Below are 20,109 nucleotides of genomic sequence, written 5' to 3'. Positions count from 1 at the left end.
ACAGTTAAATAAATTGACTGATGATGATCAGTTAAGCTAATTTAAAAACGGCTCTACAAAATGATAAATCAAGTGATCAAAGCTGATGAGAATCGGTGATCAAAGTCATGAGAATGCGCACTAAGATCATGCGCCAACATAAATTCAAAGCTCAAATAGGTTATAAACGTCGCCATCTTAAAGTCGGTAAAACATCACGCATTGCAGATAACTTGCTAGCTCGTCAGTTTAATCCTCCTGCGCCGAATCAAAATTGGGGAAGTGATATTACTTATGTGAGAACCTATGAAGGCTTCTTGTATGTAGCAACTGTCATGGATTTATTCTCTAGGTGCATCGTAGGCTGGTCGATGGATAAGAACATGGACAAGCACTGAGTGATTAAGGCATTGCTCATGGCTGTTTATCAGCGCCAACCCAAAGCTGACGTATTGGTACATAGAAGGGCATCCAAGGGAGCAAATCTCAATGAGTCGAGCTGGGAATTGTCACGATAACGCAGTTGCTGAAAGCTTTTTTGCAACGATTAAAACGCGGATAATTAAAAGGAAGATTTACTCAACACGCAATGATGCGAAAGCAGAGATATTTAATTTTATAGAAATGTTTTACAATCCGAAAAAACATCACTCGCATACAGGCAGTGCTTCACCTGCTAAATTTGAGGAAGCGTATTTTTCTGAGTTATATACAGTCTAGTGAAAGCTGAGAAGCCCAGTTAAGTACTATGAAGGGTGCTCAATATATAGTAACTGTTAATGAAGGCGAAATACTCTTTCCCGAAAGTGAAGGTGTAAACGTTGAACTTGATTTTGACTTGAGTGAAAGGACATTGATTACATTAGAAGATAACCCTCAATATATGTTTCTGGGTAAGGATTTCGGTTAATTATGGCTATAGAGCAGAGAATTTGGAAAATAGGCGATAAACCAACAAGATTAAAAACTGTAACCTTGGAAAGTGAACAACAATTGGAAGAGCTGATTGTTGCAGACATTTCTATTTTAAATCCAAATTGGTTGCTTATTGGTTGTCAAGTGCGAACTGATTTTGATAAATACATTGATTTACTTGCTATGGATGCAAGCGGAAGTGTTATTATCATTGAGTTAAAACGCGATAAAACACCAAGAGATGTCGTAGCTCAAGCACTAGATTACGCATCTTGGGTGGTCGAAATTGACGACAGTAAATTAGTTGATATTTATCATGACTACAGTACGAAATGCGCAATATCGGAACAAAGTTTGGATAGGGCGTTTGAGTCAAAGTTCGGTGTTCCTTTCAAAGATGTTAATTATGATGGCTCACACCTTAAAATAATCTCAAATTATGACCCCAAGGGGACTCAATCTCCAGCGAGTCCCAAACCTCAATTAACAGTCCGTTTGCCAGGGATAACTTAGCGGTCCTTAGTAATTTATCTGATTTAACATAACGTAAATTATGGGCTGTTAAATGTTATTTATGATGTTTCATAGGCGATACCATTTATAAATGCACACAATGTCCAATACTAGACGGTATCGGACATTTAACTGCATTGAAACAGTTTTTGCATTAGCTAATACATTCAATAAAATATTAAAGCTGATCATTGATAATTATATTAGGTCATGAGATATCAATTCATTGATTTAAATATCGTCATTGCTCATCAATTACTATTGAGCTTGATGTTGGGATCACTTAGTATGCTTTTATACAAACAATATGAAGTATCGTTATATGGAATTTGTAAAACCCCTGGAACCGATATTAATTATCGATGATTCCCAAGATATCCGAGAATACCTCAGTAACATATTAATAGAGTTAGGTTTTGAGGAGATTTTTGAGTCTGAAGACTTTGAATCTGCCAAAACTCTACTTAACAAAACTCCTCCAAATGTTATCTTTCTTGATATTGAATTACCCGGCACCGATGGCACACAAATTTTAGAGTTTATAAATGATCATTACCCACACACACATGTCATTATGTGCTCAGGCCATAATAGTTTAGAAAACGTTCAGAATACTTGGGAACTTGGCGCTAAAGGATTTATTGCAAAACCATTTAATGCTAAAAAAGTCGATACCGTCTTAAAGCGTATAGAACTAATAGCATGAGCGAATCAATATCAAATATTACAGCACAACTGTCTCACATTATTTTTGGTAAAGAACAACAAATTAAGCTTGCGGTTTGTAGCTTGATTTGTCGAGGCCATCTGCTTATTGAAGACTTACCTGGCATGGGTAAAACCACATTATCTCATGGCCTTGCTGATGTGCTCGGTCTAAGCTATCAACGTGTGCAGTTTACGAGCGATTTACTCCCAGCAGACGTTATTGGCTCTGCCATTTTTAATAATATCGAACATAAGTTTAGTTTTCATAAAGGGCCTATTTTTAGCCAGGTGTTGCTCGCAGATGAGATTAATCGAGCCAGCCCAAAAACACAAAGTGCGTTGCTCGAAGCGATGGAAGAAAGACAAGTTACTGTTGATGGTGTTAGTCATGAATTGCCCGAACCATTTTTTGTTATTGCCACTCAAAACCCTTTACATCAAGCGGGTACACACCCCCTGCCCGAGTCTCAGCTCGACCGATTCTTTATGCGCATTAGTTTAGGTTACCCAAGTGAAGAAGCTGAGAGAAAGCTCATTCTTGGTATAAAGCAACATACGTCGGTTGCTGTTAAGCAAGTTGTTAATAAAGAGGATTTAATTTTATTACAAAAACAAGCAGCAGAGGTCAAACTCTCCCCTGCCGTAGTTAATTATATTCTTGCTTTAGTGCGCTACACACGAGAGTCTGGCAAGTTTAGCGATCCGTTATCACCAAGAGCAAGTATTGCTTTGGGTAATGCAGCAAAAGCATGGGCTTTGATGGATGGACGAAATTACGCGACACAAGATGACGTACAAGCTGTTTTTACAAGTATTGCGGCCCACCGTTTAAATATACCCTGCCATTCACAAGATATTACCATATCGGACATTTTATCAGAGGTTGCAATACCACTTTGATCTTTGGGTTTTTTGCACGATTTGTGCGTAAGAAACATAGCGCAAACACGATATTGTTAAAACATAATACAATATATGTTTTGCCATCAACGATGGGGGTTGGCTTTATCGCGGTTAGCCTTTTAAATTTTTTACTTGGTATTAATTACCAAAACAACCTACTTCTTGGCGTTTCATATTTAATGGCAATGCTGCTAATTGTTGCACTGCTTTACGGATACTTAAATTTAAGTGGCACACAGGTAAAATTAGCCTCAATTTCTTCTGCGCACTGTCAAACCCCCCCCTTTGTTACTTTTGAAGTATTCAATAAAAATCAGCTCTTTGATTTTCATATTGAGCATCAATACTTATTATCGCATATACATGTTGCACATATTGAACAACGGCAAATGATTGCAACCCCTTTGTCTTATACAAGAGGAAAACATCAACTTGGTGCGTTCAAGTTTGTGAGCCACTTTCCATTTGGTTTGGTCACTGTGTGGAGTTATTTATATAGTGATAAGTACATTTTTAGCTACCCAAACCCCACTTCTGACTCACAACAGCATCAATTGTTTGCAAGCACTACACAAAGCGATTTGAACAGTACAACAGCTCAGTCTAATGACGAGTTTAAACAGTTAATACCTTACCAATTAGGCATGAGTATGCATCGCGTTTCTTGGCGGCACTACGCTAAAACTGAGCAGTTGCTAGTAAAAGACTATGAGGGTGATGATAGTGCTCATTGCTTAGGCTTTGATTTTGATCAACTCCAAGGCACGATAGAAGAACGGCTTTCAAAGTTATGTTACTTGGTTTTACAAGCTGAAGAAAATGAGCAAGCATATGCATTAAAACTTGGTACACAGCAGTTTAATACTGCGCTTGGTCAATTACATAAAATAAAATGCTTAGAGGCGCTCAGTGAGTATTAACGCTTTACTAATTACGCTATGTTATTTATTGCTGACATTATTGCCAATTGCTAAGTTCGGTACACCTTTTAATACATTAATGGTTTTACTTGCTTTATGGCACGGTTTACTCATAGTAAAAAAACAAACAGGCGTACGCAATTCGATTTTAAACGGTATTGCTATAATAGGAATGGCTATCACCGTTGTCTCTATCGGGTTACATAGTACGGTGAGTATATTTGTTGCCTTGCTTTTATTGGCATGCCAATTGAAAGTACTGCAAGCAAAAACAACCTCACAATGGCGCCAAATATTGGTGCTTAATTTTTTTACTTTACCTTGCATATTCTTATTCTCACAAAGTTTGTATATCGCTCTTCTGGTTATGATTATGCTAGGCTTAAACTTAAGTTTTATGCTGCAACTACAAAAGGTTGGTTCCTTTAAAGCCGTAAGTCGCTTTGTATTTTCAAAAATGATACTGAGCTGCGTGCTTAGCATCTTTCTGTTGCTATTTTTACCAAAACTTCCCGCATTTTGGCAACTACCAGGTCCGCAATTAGCAAAAACCGGGCTATCTGAAAATGTCAGTCCCTTCAGTATTGCACAGCTATCTCAATCAGATGAGCTAGCTTTTCGAGCTGTGTTTGCAAGTGAACGTTTACAGCAATCCCAAGCACCTCTTTATTGGCGAGCCATAATCCATAACAAATTTGACGGGAAACAATGGACAATCGCAAACTTCCAAAAAGCCGCTGCTGATTTACAAAAAAATATACAATCAGAACCTTATACAGTAATTGCTGAACCCAGTAACACTCCTTGGCTATATGCACTTGATTTGGCAACTAGTCCCACGACGGATGTCCAAAGTAATCCATATGGCACGCTTTATAGAACAAATAAGCTTTCTTCAACTTTTGAATATATTGTTGAGCCTGCAAATGATGACATCATAACCAATATTTCTGGCTGGCAATATCGAATAAATACTGCACTACCTAAAAACGTCAACCCAAAAGCCCAAAATCTTGCGAAACAATGGGGACAATCAAGTAATACTACCGCGCAATTTATTAGCCTTATGCGGCGATATTTTCAAGATCAAGGCTTTAGTTATACATTAACACCGCAGGTTGCAACCTCAGAGCACATGATAGATCAATTCTTATTTGAGTATAAAAGCGGTTTTTGCGGACATTATGCATCAACGGCTGCAATGATGATGAGAAGTGCGGGGATCCCTGCCCGGTTAATATCAGGTTATTTAGGCGCTGAATACAATCAAGAGCAAGGCTATTATAGTGTATATCAATATGATGCCCATGCATGGGTTGAGTATTTTGTGCCTAATGAAGGCTGGAAGCGTATCGATCCAACCGCCTGGGTATCACCGCAACGCTTATTAGGCTCTTTGTCACAATACCAGCCTTTAGCAAATGAATTTCAGTCAAACTTGGGCATTAGCTTAGCTGCTTGGTCAGGTTTTCCTGCAATTAACTGGTTAAGATTACAACTAGAACAGATTGATTATCAATGGACACGCTGGGTGCTTAATTTTGATCAGCAAAAGCAAAGTTCATTATTAAAGTCGCTATTTGGTGATAACGCTAAGCAACTGTCAGGCATTATCGTTATCATTTTACTTTGTATCATTTTTTGCGCGCTATTCTTCTACGCACAATATAAAAAGGTAATAAAAGAGCCGCTCGTCATTAGGCTGTATCGTCAGTTAATTGCGCTATCGCAAGATGACTTAAGCCATACCCCGCCTAAAAAAGCGATAGTGATTTTGCAGCAACAATTTGCCCAAGACACGTCTGCATTAGCGCAGTTTTATGCAGATTTTGCCGCAAACCGTTATCAAGGAAAGACTTTTGGCAAAGATCAAAGTGAGCATGCCAAAAAACTGATAAATTCAATAAAAACAAAATCAAAGAGAAAAATATGAATGCAGTAATTATAGGCGTGTTATTAATGCTAGGCCTCTCATTAGTTCGAGTAAACGTGATCGTTGCTATGACCGTCAGTGCCATGGTCGCTGGGCTCAGTGCTGGTCTTGGTATAAACGAGACCATGAACGCATTTAATAGTGGTTTATCAGGTGGTGCTGAAATAGCACTTAGCTATGCCATGTTAGGTGGCTTTGCTGTGGCTATTTCTAAATCTGGCTTAACACATATCTTGGCGCAGAAACTATTAAGCGTGGTTGAAAATTCTGATGAATCACATACACGTATGCTGAGCTTTACTATTATGGCCATTATTTTAGGCTGTGCTATCTCATCACAAAACCTGATCCCTGTACATATCGCCTTTATTCCTATTCTTATTCCACCCTTGTTAGGCATTTTAAATAAACTTAAGTTAGATAGGCGAGCTATAGCATGTATTCTCACCTTTGGGTTAGCAACCTCTTATATGGTTTTACCTTACGGCTTCGGTGGTATTTATTTATACTCAATATTACATAAAAACCTCACCGATAACGGTCTTGAGATGGTTAATACTCAAGTACCTATTGCGATGATTATTCCTGCTGTAGGTATGTTGGTTGGTTTAGTAATCGCGGTGTTTTTTAGCTACAAGAAAGGCCGAGGATATAAGCATAATGAACAAAGCGACACATCAACTAACAAAAAAATAGACAATCCTAAAAAAGTCATTGTCATAGGCACAATTGCAGTAATAAGTTCTCTTGTCGCACAAAACATTAGTGGTTCTATGATTTTGGGTGGACTGGTCGGAGTTATGATGTTCAGTGTATTTGGCATCGTAAAATGGGAGCAAAGCTCTGACGTTTTTAGTCGAGGTGTGGCTATGATGGCAATGATTGGCTTTATTATGATTTCAGCTCAAGGATTTGCCTCAGTGATGAAAGCAACCGGTGATGTGGCAAGTTTAGTGACTGCATGTGCAGATTTCATAGGCGATAACAAACCGCTGGCAGCGGCAATGATTTTACTCGTTGGCCTGCTTATAACAATGGGCATTGGTAGCTCGTTTTCAACTGTGCCTATCATTGCCACGTTATTCGTACCATTGTGCATGGAGGTCGGGTTTTCGATGATGGCAACTGCAGCACTTGTTGGTACAGCTGGTGCACTTGGAGATGCAGGCTCCCCAGCGTCTGATTCAACTTTAGGTCCTACATCCGGCCTAAATGCAGATGGCCAACATGACCATATCTGGGACTCCGTTGTACCTACCTTTATCCACTTCAATATTCCATTACTAATATTTGGTTGGGTTGCAGCCATGGTACTTTAAATGATTTGCATTTTGCAACGCGCTTTGCAGCAGCGCGTCGCTTTTCAACCTACTCTCTCTCAATATATTTTTAATATACTGTTTTATATTAACTTATTAAAACTATAAATGTCGCACGATTTTTGCTCCGTTTAAGTTACAAGTATTAAATTGAGTAAACTAACTATGGCACGAATTACTGTTGTTGGATTAGGGTATGTTGGGCTGGCGAATGCTCTGCTGTTGGCGCAACATAACAAAGTCAGCACACTTGACACAAATGTTGAACGCGTTAATCAAATTAATCAAAAAATAGCTCCGATTGTCGATAAACAAATTAGTGAGTTTCTAGAATCAGTAACAAACCCACTATTTGCTACCTGTGACCCTTTTCTTGCATATCAAAATGCCGATTATATTATTATTGCAACACCCACAGATTACGACCCACAAACAAATTACTTTGATACATCAAGTGTCGAGAAGGTGATAAACCAAGCAAGACAAGTTTGTCCATTAGCGACTATTGTTATCAAATCAACCATACCTGTGGGCTTTACTGAGCGCATGCGACAACACCATCATTGGCAAAAAATCTTTTTCTCTCCAGAATTTTTGCGTGAAGGAAAAGCCCTTTATGACAATTTATATCCATCTCGCATTATTGTTGGCGATAAATCTAACGAAGCAAAGCAATTTGCTGATTTAATGATGCAAGGCGCACGCAACAATACTGTAGATATATTACTTACAGACAGTAAAGAAGCTGAAGCTATCAAGCTTTTTTCAAACTCCTATTTAGCAATGAGAGTCGCATTTTTTAATGAACTTGATACATATTGTGAAATTAAGTCGCTTAATGCGCAGCAAATAATAGAGGGGGTTAGTCTAGACCCTCGCATCGGGAGCCATTACAACAACCCGTCTTTTGGTTATGGTGGCTATTGTTTACCCAAAGATACAAAGCAACTTCTTGCAAACTTTAAGGGGGTTCCAAGTAATATGATCAGTGCAGTAGTTGCAGCGAATGACACAAGAAAGCGCTATATCGCTGATACCATTTTGAATAAAGGGGCAAGAAAAATTGGCGTATATCGTTTAATCATGAAATCTGACTCTGATAATTTTAGGGAGTCAGCAATTTTGGACATTATTTCAAATTTAGCTAACACAGGCGCACAAATAGTTGTGTATGAACCAAGGTTAAAGCAACCATTTAGTGATGAGTTTTCTTTATGTCACTCGCTTAAATGCTTTAAAGAATGTGACTTAATCATCGCCAACCGGTTAGTTAATGAGCTCGAAGATGTTAAAAGCAAAGTATACACCAGAGACTTATTCAATAAAGATTGAAGATATTGCTTGCTCAAGTATATTAAATCGAATTGGTTTAGTCAGTACTTTATTCATGCCGACAGCTAAACATTTATCTTTATCTTCTTGCCCTGCATTTGCAGTTAAAGCAAATATTGGCACGTTAAGTGCCATTTCTTTTCTCATATATTGCGTTGCCGTCAGGCCGTCCATTACTGGCATCATCATATCCATTAAAACTAAGTCATAGGTGCAATTTTTTGCTTTATTTAGAGCATCTGATCCCGTCTCCGCTATTGTCACCTTATGACCTAATTTTTCTAATAGCGCTTTAATCAACACTTGATTCGCGGGGTTATCCTCCGCAACAAGCACATCTAACTGTTTCACATGGCAAACTTGCGAAGTCTGCTGCAAATGCGCTTTTGCATTTTCATACGGTAAAACCACTGTAAACGTGGTGCCTTCTCCAAGCTTACTTATACACGATATTTCCCCCTTCATGGCTTCAACAATCTTCTTAGTAATACTCAAGCCTAGGCCAACGCCTTGTTGCTTTCGTTTAACACTATCCCCAACTTGAGTAAATGGCTCAAAGATATGTTGCAAACTTTCTTTGTCTATTCCCACACCCGTATCTTTGATGCTTAATAACAGAGAGTTCCCTTTTGTCCAAGCTTTAAAGGTAACCTTTCCATAGCTCGTATACTTAAATGCATTACCAATTAGGTTAAATAATATTTGGCCAAGTCGAGTTGCATCTGTGTAAATATACTCTGGTACCTGCTTATCTATACTCACTGTAAATTTCAATAAATCAGATTGGCGTATTCTAAACTGTGCCGTTATAGACTGAAGAAGCTGTTTCAGATCAATTCTTGATAAGTCAAGCTCCAAAACCCCTGATTCAATTTTTGAGAAATCCAGCACATCAGAGATAAGGCCTTGTAGCAAAGTCGCACTACTTTGAGCATATGACAGCCATTCCCTTTGTTGTTTTTCTAGTTGGGTATCTGCCAGTAACTCCACCATCCCTAAGATAGCATTCATTGGCGTACGGATCTCATGCGACATGACAGCTAAAAATTGAGACTTAGCCAAATTAGCACTTTCGGCTTTGTCTTTTGCATTTTTGTATGCAAGCTCTCGCTGCTTAGCAAATGTTATGTCTTTTGCAATGCCTAGATAGCCAATATATTGATTCTGTTCATCATATTGGGGCTTACCGCTGAGCGATATCCATGTTGATTGTTGCGCTTTAATTTCAATTTCAAATTCAAATTCATAAAAATCGTTGTGTAAGTTTATAATGTGCAAAAATCGCTGCCATTTTTTTTGTTGACCACTTTCATTATCATCACAAATAGAGGGTAACTGCTTGCCCATAAAGTGGTCTTTATAAAACGTATTATCTTCGTTAAATGTACTCACTTGTGTAAAAGTTAAACCTCTATCTGTACGCCAAAACCACTCAGAAGCAAAGTCAGCAAACAAATCAGATTGCTGTGCTGTTTGACGTAACAAATCACGAAAATGCACACTTTGGTGCACAAATTTCTTAATCGAGATTAACTTGGCGCAAAGTTGCTTTAGCACAAGTCGTAAACTTGTATCCGTTATTAAGTGCTCAACATTAATATCTGTTTTGATATTTGTAAAAAGAAATATCTCATGCCCAGAAGTGCCATCTAAACTGATGGCTAAAGTATTTAAAAGTTTAGCTATCAGTTCTTGAGGTTGTACTGAAAATGCCAATTCGTTTTCAGGATGCGGTATATAACTACCTCCCAAGATAGTTGCCTGAGTAAATACTTGGCTCATTGGCCAATGCGTATGTGCAAATACAACATGGCTCTGACTATGAGAAATATATGCCTCTGCACCATCACGTACCAATAAAATGCATTCATCATACTCAAAAAGTGAGGATACTAGCTTTGAAAACGTAACAAATAAATCATTGCTATCATTTGCTTGGCAAATACACCCTAATGCTATATCTAGCTGTTCAATCGTAAATAACCCGTATTGAGGCATTTGAGTTTTCTCCAAAATTGCATTGCACAATGCAAATGATAGTGCGTATTTTAATATTATTCCATCATGAATGGCTTCTATTTTTAGTATTTTCAATAAGTTATATTTCCTCATTTTGTGGAATAAACCATGCTAGTTAACAGCAATATATTACTAATGAGTATCTTAGAATGAAAATAGTCTGTTTAGGTGGTGGCCATGGGCTAGCACAAGTATTAAAAGCCATAAAACCGCTTACCAGCGAACTGACCGCCATTATTGCTACAACAGACAATGGCGGTAGTACGGGGCGCATACGCCAATCTGAACAATGTGTTGCACTAGGTGATATTAGACGATGCTGTTTAGAACTCAATGACAATAACTCGCTGCTTCAGAGTGTATTTGAACATAGGTTTAGTGGTGGTGAACTTGATGGTCATAGTTTAGGTAATTTGGTGTTACTAGGGTTATTACAATTAACAGACAGTACAACAGAAGCCGTTTCGCAATTTAATATAATGCTCGGTAATTCAGAAACAGTGCTACCGATGTCTGATGAACCTGTTGACTTGATTGCCACGATGAGAAATGGCACAACGATTATTGGTGAATGCGAAATAGATGCATTAGACGAACTTCCAGAATATATTGGATTAACCAAACCTGTACTTGCACATAGCAAAACAATTAGTGCGATTGAACATGCCGACGTAGTGCTTATTGGGCCTGGCAGTACGATTTCAAGTGTTATGCCCCCACTGCTTGTTGAAAACATTGCTACTGCACTTAAAAAAACAGCAGCATGTAAAATTTTTGTTGAGAATATTACCCATGAAAATAGTGTTATCTCGCAGTTACAGCAAGATTCGGTACTCGACTGGTTACAAACAATGCTTGGTTATAAATTTTGCGACATGAGTTTGTCTCCTCAAGCCATAAACCAGATTTATCAACTCCAGCAGTGCGATGAAATGTGCCAACAGCAACTACACAATATAGAGCAGCTATATGAGGTCTTTGCACAATTATTATTTGGTAATTCGCCTTAATTTTACTACTTGTTTGTTATCAGCTTATTCGCTTCTAAAAAAGCATCTTCACTTAATGACGTTGCTTTATCAATAAGGGGTTCTAAATCTTTGAAAGTGACATCTGTGTGTGTGGATGTCATTTCAATAAGTTCACAAGTTTGTGCTAACAAAAGTGCACCGTAACTGCGGCTACTGCTTTTTAAACTATGCGCGATATGGCGGATAGTATTAGCACAATCCGTATTATTAAGATCGGCAATTTGTTTACGCGACTCACTCACATAAACACCTAAAAGCTGTAGTGCGAGTTGCTCGCCCACATCATCGCACAATTGTGAGAATACGTTTTTATCTATCATTGTTATGCCTTTGGAGATCACAATGGATTATCAAGTTATTATTTTTGTAGACTCTGCCGGCTTTGGCGGCATTGAGTCTCATATTATTGAGCTGGCTAAGCTATTAAGACTAAATCATGTTCAGTGTAGTGTGCTTTTCTACAAAGATCATAATAATCACTATTTTTACGAGAAGCTTGATTGTCATCAAATAAAATATCAGCATTTATCGGGCAGTTTTTTTAGTACGCTAAGTGAATTAGCTACGCTTTCAAAATACACTGCTGTGCACACTCACGGCTACAAGGCTGGGATCATTGCAAGGTTATGCTGTCGCATTTTAAATATAAAATGCGTGAGCACCTACCATGCTGGAGAAACTGGCACAGGTCGAGTTAAATGGTATAACAAGATAGATAAAACACTGAGCTTCTTATCTAGAAACTTTGCGGTCTCAAAATCTATAGCATCGCAAATAGACCAAGCAATCATATTAGACAATTTTGTCATTCCAAAAATAAACGCTAAAGTTACAGCTACTCACTGTGCTTGTTTAAATGTTGGCTTCGTTGGTAGATTATCATATGAAAAAGGACCAGATCGTTTTGTAAAGTTGGTTTCTCATTTTGCAGATGACACCAGATTTAATTGGCATATATTTGGTGAAGGACCAATGCAAACAACGCTAAATTTCCCTGAACAGCTTGTTTTTCATGGCATGGTAGATAGTGAGCATATCTGGTCAAAGTTAGACATATTAATTGTTACCTCACGTCAAGAAGGACTGCCCATGGCTATCCTTGAAGCTATGGCAAATAAAGTATTAGTGATCAGCACCGATGTTGGAGCAATTTCCAACGTTGTGATCAATCACCAAACTGGTTACTTGCTTGAGAGATTTTCGATAACTAAAGTAACTGAAATTCTTAATGGGCTAATACAAAAACCAGACTATCAAACATTGACCAGCAATGCCCAAAAACTAATTCAGTCGGAATTTTCAGGAGATAAACAATGGCTATTGCTTGATAAAACATATCGCAGTTGCGTTAGCCACTAAACACCAATTTCTTCCCAAGACTTAATTTTTCTATAAATTGTCGATGGGCTAACGTCAAGTAAAGCCGCTGCTTTGGGTATGTTGTTATCACATAAATCAATAGCTTGTTCAATATAGCGCTTTTCAATGAGCCACAAAGGCTCAATATCCTGAGTCTTTTTTAATACCCTAGACTGCTCCGCACTCGTTGTGTTACCTATCTGTGTAGGCAAAGTCATGTCTATGTTATGGGGTTGTTTATAAACAATCGTTTCGCCTGCGCTACCTTGAGGTAGAGATGGGACCATTTCAAGCTCTATCCAACTTTGCTTATTGAGTACCAACGTATTTCTAACCGTGTTTTCAAGCTGCCTGACATTGCCCGGCCATGCGTAAGCTAAAAATGCTCTTTTTACAGCTTCAGACATACCGGTGTAGTCATGGCTTTCTTCTTTAGCTATTTTTTTAAACAAAGCATCCGCAATTTCAATAATATCGTTGCCTCGCTCCCTTAAAGCTGGCAGTGCAATTGGAATGACGTGTAAACGATAATATAAGTCTTCTCTAAACCTGCCTGCTTGTACTTCAACCAAAGGGTCTCGGTTGGTTGCACACACAAAGCGAACATCCACTTTTACTTCTTTTTCACTACCTACTTGCTGATAGCAGCCCGTTTGGATAAAACGTAAAAGCTTGCTTTGTAGATTAATATCCATCTCACACAGCTCATCTAAAAACAGCGTACCGCCATCGGCCTGCCCTGCAGCACCTTCTCTATTAGCTATTGCGCCGGTAAATGCGCCTTTTAAATGACCAAAAATTTCACTCTCAATCAAATCTTTCGGGATTGCAGCACAATTGAGCGCCACAAATGGCAATTTAGCTCTAGGTGATGCTAAATGAACAGCCCGAGCACAGAGCTCTTTCCCCGTGCCACTTTCTCCTGTTATGAAAACAGTAGCTTTAGACGCTGCTGCTGAATTTATAATTTGATATACCGACTGCATGGTTCTAGATGACCCTATTAGGTCGTAATAGCGCCCATTTTCATAAGTTTGATGATACTTCTCTACTTCTTGAGCTAAGCTTTTTAATTTCAAGGCGTTATTAATGGTGATCCTAAACCGATCCGCTTCAACAGGTTTTTCTAAGAAGTCACTCGCACCTAAACGAATCGCATCAATCGCCATCTCTTTTGTAGCATGCCCCGTCAGTACAATCACTTGAGGCTTGGTATCCCCAGAAAGTTCAGATAATATTTCTAACCCATTCATATCTGGTAACATGACATCAAGCACGATTAAGTCAGGGGAAAAGCTATCAATTGTTTTAAGTGCTTCTTGCCCTGAGTAAGCGATTTGCGTTTGTATACCTGTGGGTATGAGATATGATTGATACAATAAAGCGAGCGACTCTGTATCTTCAACAATTAATACCTTCGGTGGCATACGATAATTCCTGTTTTTTATTTATAGTACTAATTAATAACAATTAATGATGCATCGTCAAACTCTTTTGATACACTTCCTTGAGAATTTAGCCAAAGCTTGGTCGCATAAGCCTCTCCTTTCAATGAGTTATCAGGAAGATAACTCATTATTTGTTTTTCTTCATTTAGTGTAGAGCCTAAATTATCAACCCAACCATCAGTGTAAAATATAAGCTGTGCTATATCTTTCAGTGGGTATTGGTATTTCCGATATGAATGATCAGTTGATAATCCCATCAAAGGATCTGTATGCAACAAAGGGTTCATACAACCATTTTTCATTACTGCAATCGGAGGTGGATGTCCTGCATTGTAAAAATAGATATACTCGTCGTCAAAATAAACAACCAGCATCGTTAATAAACTACCTTTGCATATTTTTTCTTTGCTAAGCGCCAAATTCATGGCATCAACAAGCGTATCGACTTGACTATAGCTGCTCGTAAAACCACTTATAAACCCCTGTATTTCATAACTCTTTTGATTTGCAGATAAACCATGCCCCATTATGTCGCCTAAAATAAACCCTTTATTATCATTATCCAATGGGATAAAAAAATCGCCACCTAGATTAGTCGTGATGGTGCCAAACAAATGCGCACTTCTCATCTGCCCCAAATCATAATGTGTTTGTTTACAGTCACTACGGTGATGAAATAAATGTGGTTTTAGCTTGTTTTGTACTCTATCTAGGTTGAGTAACAGCTGCTCTTTCATTACGGGTTTAGTGATATAATCATCGATGCCAAAACGGTTTAGTTTTTTCACAGTACGAATATCCGAGTCCCCAGTCAGCATTAAAATGGCCAGTGTCGTTTTGAGGTCGGAGTGTGCTAATTGAGCCAACAAAGTCTCACTGGTATCACCTTTTAACTTGTAATCTAATAATAAAATATCAACTTTAGATTGCGTAATGAGTTGCCATGCATCATGACAGTTTTGACAAGCAATAAACGTATACTCATCTTGAACATATGCTTCAACAAGTGATAGCTGAGTAATATCATCGTCAACATAGAGTAACGTTGTTTTACGTTTTATCTTATTTAAGTTAAATGAAAAATGATTTTTGCCCGCCAGCGTTTTGTAGCTCGCCTTTGGAAAGTAATGGCGAATGAGCGCGACTCCCATACCACCCTCAGCTAAGCTTTCACTTTCTATGGTCCATGATGAATGATTTAACTCAAATAAATTATATGGCTCTAAATCATCAATAAGGGCAACCGTATAGTGGTTGTCTTTTTCACCAATAAGTAAGGTAATCGTTCTGTCTTCTGCGCTGGCATGACGAAGTAAATTCGTCAGGTACTCGGTGATCACAAGCGCACTGGCATCTATATCATCAACACTCACGTTCAATGAATCTAATACATGCTTTAAAGCATGTCTAATTTCAGTGATTGCTGGACGCATGAGGCTAAAACGGTTATGAAATTTAACATCCATGGTATTTCCCTAGTGGTTATGAAAAAGCCAGCGTTGCTGTTGTAATTTAATACTAAGCCAATTCGACAACCGCGGCCAACGTGCCTTTATTTTGTTTAGTTGCGTTAGCACTTTCTCGCCCAATGGCTCAAAATGATATTGCGATACAACCACTTTAATATTTTGATGACCACTTTCTTTTAGGTATTTAAGAGCTGTACAAAATGATTCTTCATCATTGTGCCCTAAAGCTGCAACAATAATGGTCATTTGACTACAGCTACTAAGTGCATATAAGGGAATATTCCCTTTATTGAGCTTCAAAGCTGGCGACATATCAATCAAAATATAATCGTATTCTTGTAGCAAACGCTCTATGGCATACTGTATGACACGTTTATTCTTTGCTGACTCTAGTTCAGATAAATGGCTAATCGTTAACAAGTCATGATCAGCCGATTCAATAGTACAAAGTTGACACGAAATATCGTCAAATTGCCAAAATTTTGCATGCGAGTCATTGGGTAACCCAACAGGGTTGAGTGGATTTAAGTCGATTAACAAAACCCTATTTTTTTGTGAACTTAGTCCACATGCCACGCTTTTGCACAAGCTACTTGCCCCCCCATTACCAGTGAGTGACATAAAGGTCACACAGCGTGACTCTTGATTCGTAATTTCGTTACATACAGATTCAAGCTCTTGAAATTGATGCGGTATAATTTTCATAATCCCACCACTAAAGCAATAATTGTAATGAAGTCAACAAAGTTATCTTTGAACTGGCTCATTAGATCTTGCCCTTTCTCTGGTACATACAAGGTATCGCCAACTCGTAGCACGGGTATTTTGGCGGAGTTTGGTGATTTTATAAAAGCTTCAAAGTCGAATACGCGTGCTTGCTCTTTACAACAGCCGTGGTTAATTACCACAATTTTATCTATCAGAGCATTACTTGTTGGGCCACCCGCTTCTGCAAGCAAATCAAGTAACGTCATGGTATCGTCAAAATTATAGCGACCGGGCTTTTGAATTGCGCCCATGATCCTAACAACTTGCTCTTTTGGTTGACGTAACCAGTTTTTATTTTTTTCAGGGATAAAAATAGTGTCTCCGGCAAGCACATCAGGAAACAAAGTTTCATCGCCTGTTTCAAAGTACAATGCAAGGTCAAGTTTACTTACTTTGGCATGTTTACCATTTCTGTGAGTCACTCTAATGTTTCTGATATCTGCGTTAGCATTAGGCCCATCAGCAGCAGACAAAATATCCATGAAGTGCATCCGATTGTTAAATGCATAGCGCCCAGGTGCGCCCACTTGACCCATGATGTAAATCGACTTGCTAGATTCTTGGCGGATCCACTGAGATTTATTATCCGATGGGTCAACTGGCAGCTCTTCAACAATAATAGTATCGCCTGCAACTAGCGAGGGTAATTGTTCGCTTTGCGCACTTACTGTGAATTTTTCAAGATCAAAGCGTTTGGTTACCTCACCTTTTCTAACAATCTTAATATCGTTAATATTAGCGCCTTTTGTAGGCCCACCGGCATGGGCGAGTAAATCGGTTAAGTCCATTTCTTTGCTCCATTCGTAACGACCAGGAGATTGAATGGCACCAATTATTTTTATTGCTCTCTTCGGTGGTACTTTAAGCCAGCTTTTTTCGTTTATATCCGTTTTTTCCGGTACAAAAATAACATCGCCTGGGTTTAAATCTGGCACTGTCATAGTGATTAATCCTTCGCTATAACCTTGCAAGTCGAACAACGTATTTTTACCATTGGGCTCAAGAATTTTAATCTGCCTTGTTTCAGCAAACCGTGTTGGTCCGCCCGCATTGGCAAGAATATCTAAAAAGTTGGTGTTGTCGGCTGCTTCATATGCACCAGGTTTTTGCACTTCACCCATAATATAGACGGTGCGTGAAGTTGTATTCACATCATCCACCATAATAGGCACATAGATAGTTGAGCCGGGCAACAATTCAGGCATGGCCACTTTACTCGGTTTATCTAGATATGCTTTTAGATCAAATATCTCAGGTGTTTCATTCACTATAATGCGTATTTTGGTCACATCGGCATAACGTGTCACCCCTTCAGCACGCATTAATGCGTCCAGCACACTCATATTGTCTTTAAATGCAAAACTGCCAGGATTGTGTAACTCTCCAAGTAGAGTCACCGCGCTGCCAGCACTTGCATCACCGCTGGCACTTAGGGTTTGTGCATCAAAGTCAATTTGCACATTGCCTAGCAAAGGAGATACAGGCACAAATACCGTATCACCACTTTCTAATTTAGGCAGCAATGACAGGTTTCCTGAATCTAAATACGCTTTGTAATTAAATTCAATAAGTTCACCTTCTCGTCTAATTTGCAATTTGTCTAACTGTGCCCCTGGTTTTAAACCGCCCGCTTTTGCGATCACCATTTGAATATTTCCAAACATTGGAATTGTCACTTGCTCGGGTTGATTAACGTAACCAAGTACGTTAATCAGTATGTCATGCTCTCTGATTTCTACATAAAAGTCCTCTACTGCACGAAATACGCGTGATAATTGAACTTTAAGTTCACTTTCAACTTGTTTTAATGGCTTATTAGCAACGTTTACCTTACCTATTTCTGGTAAAACAATATTGCCATCACCTTGTACAGTAAAAAGATCTGAAAACTCAGACTCCCCCGGTAAATACACAAACAATTTGTTACCAACTTGTACTAATTCAGTTTGATCATTTGCTTGTGAGTTTGCTAAAAAGCTTAAACACAGGGTGGCGATAAATAGTAAATAACGCATAGCTTTACTCCTGTGATTTGCTAAGCACTTTGGTCCAATTCCTAAGTGCCATTACTTTACTAGACTGATCCTTTGGCAGCTCATCAGCCCCCATAACAATAGCTTCTACCCGCCGGTCAGAGTGACGGCTTGATGCTGAAGTTATTTCATCACTGTATGGTTGCATGCTCCCTTGGGTCAGCGTTGTGATAATATGACTCGGTACACCGTAAACATTAAGCCAATGTTTAACTGTGTCAGCTCGTTGCAAAGCCAATTCAAAATTATTTATTTTATCGCCCATCTTATCGGTGTGACCAATCAGAAGAATCGTTAATCCATCCATGTGTTTAATTAAATCCGACGCTTGGGCAAGGCGGCCCATATACTTCGGTGTTACTTGATATTCATCAAAAGCAAATTGATTATCGCTATTTAGTAACTTTGCAATTTTATCGACGTAGTTTTCATCGAGTTTTTGCGGGCCATCTTGTACTACCACTGGTGCACAATCGGTAACGTTTTTTAGTGTGTCAAAATGATGCGAAAGTTGATTTAAGCCATGATAGTGAATGATTAAATCGTGTTCAGCATCTTCCCACATTTTTGCACTTATCAAACGGCGAATACGATTTTCGTATACTTGCGCTTTCAACAATTGCGCGGGCATACATTGTTTGATCCCCTGCGTTTGGAGTAATTCGAGTTTTAATGCTAAATGTTCAAACTCATTGGTGATTACATTAATGTTATCGTTAAATATTAAGTTGCCTTGTTCAAGCTTTGGTTGGTGCTGTCCATATACTTCAGCCCACCCTCCTTGACCTTCCTCAGGCCAAGAAGCACACCCACCTAATAATGAACTAATCGCAATAAAGCTGTATGTGATGTACTTCATAGTTGGCCTCCTGACTACACGTCTAGTTTTTCGATAAAAGGAATGGTTTTATCTACCCGTAATAGATTCATCAACTTGTGAGGTTGGCCGTTAACTTTTAAAAGTGCTAGTTGTTGACCTTTTTGTTCTATACGCTTATACAGAAAGACCATGGCACCAATGCCGGAAGAGTCAATAAATTGAGTATCTGAGCAGTCCAAAATAATATAATCTTGCTCACTGATGGCGAGTTGTTCAAAGTCTGTTCTAAAACTATCAACGGTATAGCCTGAAAAGTCTTTTGGTAATGCTAAAATACGACGTGTTTTATCTTTTGGGATTGAAGTGATCATGGGATTAACCTCATAGTCAATTAAGTTACTATAGAGGTTACAACTACAGTGCCATGTTTTTATTTTATTCAAAACCCTGAAAATTAAGGGTTTTTATTTCCCCATATGCATAATGCAAAATAACCTATTCTTTGCTTTTGCATTATGCAATGCACTCGGTGTGAATGCACTCGGTGTGAATGCACTCGGTGTGAATGCACTCGGTGTGAATGTGCGCCTATTGTCCTTTACCTGTAAATACAACCGAAATAGTGCGCAATAAAATCATC

At 38.6% G+C, this 20,109-nt stretch carries 20 protein-coding genes; 12 read left to right on the top strand and 8 right to left on the bottom strand.

What is annotated here, in order from left to right; all coding sequences use genetic code 11:
• Window positions 1–113 precede the first annotated feature (113 nt).
• From OCI93_RS14835 to OCI93_RS14800, 9 genes are all read left to right on the top strand, one after another.
• Window positions 114–377, top strand: a complete 264-nt coding sequence (locus OCI93_RS14835) for a DDE-type integrase/transposase/recombinase (protein WP_261626733.1) — start codon at window positions 114–116, stop codon at window positions 375–377.
• Between the two features lie 91 nt (window positions 378–468).
• Window positions 469–699 carry an IS3 family transposase gene (locus OCI93_RS21120; protein ID WP_410007637.1) on the top strand — a complete coding sequence of 77 codons (231 nt, stop codon included), beginning with the start codon at window positions 469–471 and terminating at the stop codon, window positions 697–699.
• Window positions 700–891: 192 nt separating this feature from the next.
• Window positions 892–1,407, top strand: a complete 516-nt coding sequence (locus OCI93_RS14830) for a PDDEXK family nuclease (protein WP_261626732.1) — start codon at window positions 892–894, stop codon at window positions 1,405–1,407.
• Window positions 1,408–1,729: 322 nt separating this feature from the next.
• Entirely contained in the window at window positions 1,730–2,113 is a 384-nt protein-coding gene (locus tag OCI93_RS14825) for a response regulator (protein WP_261593858.1), read from the top strand.
• Window positions 2,110–3,015, top strand: a complete 906-nt coding sequence (locus tag OCI93_RS14820; protein ID WP_261593857.1) for an AAA family ATPase — start codon at window positions 2,110–2,112, stop codon at window positions 3,013–3,015. Before OCI93_RS14825 ends, OCI93_RS14820 begins: the two co-directional genes overlap by 4 nt.
• 23 nt (window positions 3,016–3,038) lie before the next feature.
• A complete protein-coding gene (locus OCI93_RS14815; protein ID WP_261626731.1) occupies window positions 3,039–3,938 on the top strand; it encodes a DUF58 domain-containing protein in 900 nt (299 codons plus the stop codon).
• Window positions 3,928–5,871, top strand: a complete 1,944-nt coding sequence (locus OCI93_RS14810; protein WP_261626730.1) for a transglutaminase TgpA family protein — start codon at window positions 3,928–3,930, stop codon at window positions 5,869–5,871. The genes OCI93_RS14815 and OCI93_RS14810 overlap by 11 nt, the downstream gene beginning before the upstream one ends.
• Window positions 5,868–7,190: a Na+/H+ antiporter family protein gene (locus OCI93_RS14805; RefSeq protein WP_261593854.1), complete on the top strand. Its 1,323-nt coding sequence runs from the start codon at window positions 5,868–5,870 to the stop codon at window positions 7,188–7,190. The genes OCI93_RS14810 and OCI93_RS14805 overlap by 4 nt, the downstream gene beginning before the upstream one ends.
• A gap of 165 nt (window positions 7,191–7,355) precedes the next feature.
• Window positions 7,356–8,522 carry a nucleotide sugar dehydrogenase gene (locus tag OCI93_RS14800; RefSeq protein WP_261593853.1) on the top strand — a complete coding sequence of 389 codons (1,167 nt, stop codon included), beginning with the start codon at window positions 7,356–7,358 and terminating at the stop codon, window positions 8,520–8,522.
• Here OCI93_RS14800 and OCI93_RS14795 read toward each other — a convergent pair.
• On the bottom strand, window positions 8,505–10,616 hold the full coding sequence (locus tag OCI93_RS14795) for a PAS domain-containing hybrid sensor histidine kinase/response regulator (RefSeq protein WP_261626729.1): 2,112 nt from the start codon (window positions 10,614–10,616) through the stop codon (window positions 8,505–8,507). The two genes, OCI93_RS14800 and OCI93_RS14795, sit on opposite strands and share 18 nt — an antisense overlap.
• 74 nt (window positions 10,617–10,690) lie before the next feature.
• On the opposite strand from OCI93_RS14795, the gene OCI93_RS14790 reads away from it, so the two are divergent.
• Entirely contained in the window at window positions 10,691–11,551 is an 861-nt protein-coding gene (locus tag OCI93_RS14790; RefSeq protein WP_261593849.1) for a gluconeogenesis factor YvcK family protein, read from the top strand.
• Window positions 11,552–11,556: 5 nt separating this feature from the next.
• Here OCI93_RS14790 and OCI93_RS14785 read toward each other — a convergent pair whose 3' ends face one another.
• Complete coding sequence (locus OCI93_RS14785; protein WP_261593848.1) at window positions 11,557–11,892, bottom strand: Hpt domain-containing protein; 336 nt, start codon at window positions 11,890–11,892, stop codon at window positions 11,557–11,559.
• A gap of 22 nt (window positions 11,893–11,914) precedes the next feature.
• Between OCI93_RS14785 and OCI93_RS14780 the strand changes: the two genes are divergently transcribed.
• A complete protein-coding gene (locus OCI93_RS14780) occupies window positions 11,915–12,931 on the top strand; it encodes a glycosyltransferase family 4 protein (protein ID WP_261626728.1) in 1,017 nt (338 codons plus the stop codon).
• Here the strand turns inward: OCI93_RS14780 and OCI93_RS14775 are convergent.
• Genes OCI93_RS14775 through OCI93_RS14750 form a run of 6 tightly spaced genes read right to left on the bottom strand, consistent with a single transcriptional unit; the run spans window position 12,928 to window position 19,840 of the window.
• The gene (locus OCI93_RS14775) at window positions 12,928–14,358 is read right to left on the bottom strand and encodes a sigma-54-dependent transcriptional regulator (protein ID WP_261593846.1); all 1,431 of its coding nucleotides are present in this window, start codon (window positions 14,356–14,358) and stop codon (window positions 12,928–12,930) included. The genes OCI93_RS14780 and OCI93_RS14775 overlap by 4 nt on opposite strands.
• Window positions 14,359–14,387: 29 nt before the next feature.
• Window positions 14,388–15,845: a SpoIIE family protein phosphatase gene (locus tag OCI93_RS14770; RefSeq protein ID WP_261593845.1), complete on the bottom strand. Its 1,458-nt coding sequence runs from the start codon at window positions 15,843–15,845 to the stop codon at window positions 14,388–14,390.
• Between the two features lie 9 nt (window positions 15,846–15,854).
• Window positions 15,855–16,553: a P-loop NTPase family protein gene (locus tag OCI93_RS14765; protein WP_261593844.1), complete on the bottom strand. Its 699-nt coding sequence runs from the start codon at window positions 16,551–16,553 to the stop codon at window positions 15,855–15,857.
• Entirely contained in the window at window positions 16,550–18,631 is a 2,082-nt protein-coding gene (locus tag OCI93_RS14760; RefSeq protein WP_261593843.1) for a polysaccharide biosynthesis/export family protein, read from the bottom strand. The genes OCI93_RS14765 and OCI93_RS14760 overlap by 4 nt, the downstream gene beginning before the upstream one ends.
• 4 nt (window positions 18,632–18,635) lie before the next feature.
• On the bottom strand, window positions 18,636–19,508 hold the full coding sequence (locus tag OCI93_RS14755) for an OmpA family protein (protein WP_261626727.1): 873 nt from the start codon (window positions 19,506–19,508) through the stop codon (window positions 18,636–18,638).
• A gap of 14 nt (window positions 19,509–19,522) precedes the next feature.
• Window positions 19,523–19,840: an STAS domain-containing protein gene (locus OCI93_RS14750; protein ID WP_261626726.1), complete on the bottom strand. Its 318-nt coding sequence runs from the start codon at window positions 19,838–19,840 to the stop codon at window positions 19,523–19,525.
• 112 nt (window positions 19,841–19,952) lie between these two features.
• Here OCI93_RS14750 and OCI93_RS14745 point away from each other — a divergent pair, with 112 nt between their 5' ends.
• A complete protein-coding gene (locus OCI93_RS14745; protein WP_261626725.1) occupies window positions 19,953–20,102 on the top strand; it encodes a hypothetical protein in 150 nt (49 codons plus the stop codon).
• The last annotated feature ends 7 nt before the right edge of the window (window positions 20,103–20,109 follow it).

The sequence above is a fragment of the Pseudoalteromonas holothuriae genome (genome assembly GCF_945859825.1).
Lineage (GTDB): Bacteria > Pseudomonadota > Gammaproteobacteria > Enterobacterales > Alteromonadaceae > Pseudoalteromonas > Pseudoalteromonas holothuriae.
This window is presented reverse-complemented; position numbering and strand designations above follow the sequence as displayed.